Raw genomic sequence first — 1,539 nt, forward strand, 5'->3', positions numbered from 1 at the left:
CCGGTGAACTCTGATTTGATCAGCTGCAGCAGCTCAGCATGCTGCTCAATGAAATCGACAATCCGGCCAATGCTGCTCTTTAAGTGGCCAAGTGCATCAGAACCGGATTCCGGGAACGCCAGCTCCTGCTCCAGGCCGGTCAGAAACCGCTCCGTACTGTCCCGCAGCAGCATGGAACAGATTTCACCTTTGTCTGAAAAACGGCGGTATAGGGAGCCTTGCCCGATGCCAGCCCGCTTGGCGATGGCGTGCATGCTGACGGCTTCCAGACCGCTGGCTATGAACAGCTCCCGTGCCGCCTCCAGGATACGCTGGGCATAAGGATCTTGACTATTTTTTTCTGTGTTTGAAACGGGATTCGGATCTATAGGTTTCATATTCTTTCCTTTCAGGGAACACTCATTTATTTGTAGTGCCGAAAGATTCATTTGACACAGCGGACAATTGTCCGTAGACTGATTGTGGATCAACGGACAATTGTCCGATAAGCAATTATATAGATAAAGCGGTGCCACGGTCAATGATCTCGCCGCAGCACAACATTAGGAGGAGAAGAAGCATGGAAGGAGCACTAAAGCAGGATGCTGAGTTTCGGTTATCCAGTATTCTGGTTCCGCTGCTGGCGATTATAGCCGGTGTTTTTATGGTTGTACTCGACAGTACAGCGATGAATGTGGCGCTGTCCACCCTGGTTAAGGATTTTCATACGAATTTAACGATGCTGCAATGGATCGTGACCGGGTATATGCTGGCACAGGCTTCTGTCATCCCGCTTTCGGGCTGGCTGTCCGACCGTTTCGGGGCCAAAACTGTTTTTTTGACGGCAGTGGTTGTGTTTACGATAGGATCGATTATGTGTGCAACACCCAGCAGTGCCGAATGGCTGATTGCCTTCCGGGTGCTGCAGGGACTCGGCGGGGGCTGTGTTCTCCCGGTAGGGATGGCGTATGTATACAGACTGGCTCCGAAGAGCAAAGTCGGCATTGTAATGGGGATTATGGGGATTCCGGTGCTGTTCGCTCCGGCAATCGGGCCTGTATTGTCCGGCTGGCTGGTGCAGTATCATTCCTGGCGCTGGATCTTTCTGATTAATATTCCGATAGGCATCATCTGCGTGCTGATCGGCCTGCGGAAGCTGCCGAATTCGCAGCGCGGGCAAGTTCCCGGCATGGATAAGCTGGGGATGCTGCTTGGACCGCTGGCGTTTGCTTCGCTGACTTACGGGGTCAGCCAAGGTGCTGAGAGTTGGACTTCAGACAAAACCCTCATTGGCTTGTCGCTGGGTGCGGTGGCTCTGATTGCTTTTGTAATTACGGAGCTGCGCTCGAAGACGCCGCTGCTGGAGCTGCGCATTCTTCGCTCCATCGATTTCAGTACAGGGATTCTCGTCCAGTGGATTGCCCAGTTCGGTCTGTACGGGGCATTGTTCCTGCTTCCGCAATTTCTGCAGCAGGCCCGGGGCTTCGGCGCTTTTGACACAGGACTGACCTTGCTCCCCCAGGCGATTGCTTCAGGTCTAATGATGCCTATTGCCGGGAT

General features: G+C 53.4%; 2 protein-coding genes. One reads left to right on the top strand and one right to left on the bottom strand.

All coding sequences use genetic code 11. The annotated features are described in order from the left end of the window. The coding region (locus AQR02_RS09250) for a TetR/AcrR family transcriptional regulator (RefSeq protein WP_148449148.1) at nt 1-377 on the bottom strand (377 nt) is incomplete at its 3' end. Between the two features lie 182 nt (nt 378-559). Here AQR02_RS09250 and AQR02_RS33875 point away from each other — a divergent pair. Continuing rightward, nucleotides 560-1,539, top strand: a 980-nt coding sequence (locus tag AQR02_RS33875; RefSeq protein ID WP_245237252.1) for a DHA2 family efflux MFS transporter permease subunit, incomplete at its 3' end; no start/stop codon positions are given.

It is taken from the genome of Paenibacillus ihuae (genome assembly GCF_001368795.1).
GTDB lineage: Bacteria > Bacillota > Bacilli > Paenibacillales > Paenibacillaceae > Paenibacillus_AQ > Paenibacillus_AQ ihuae.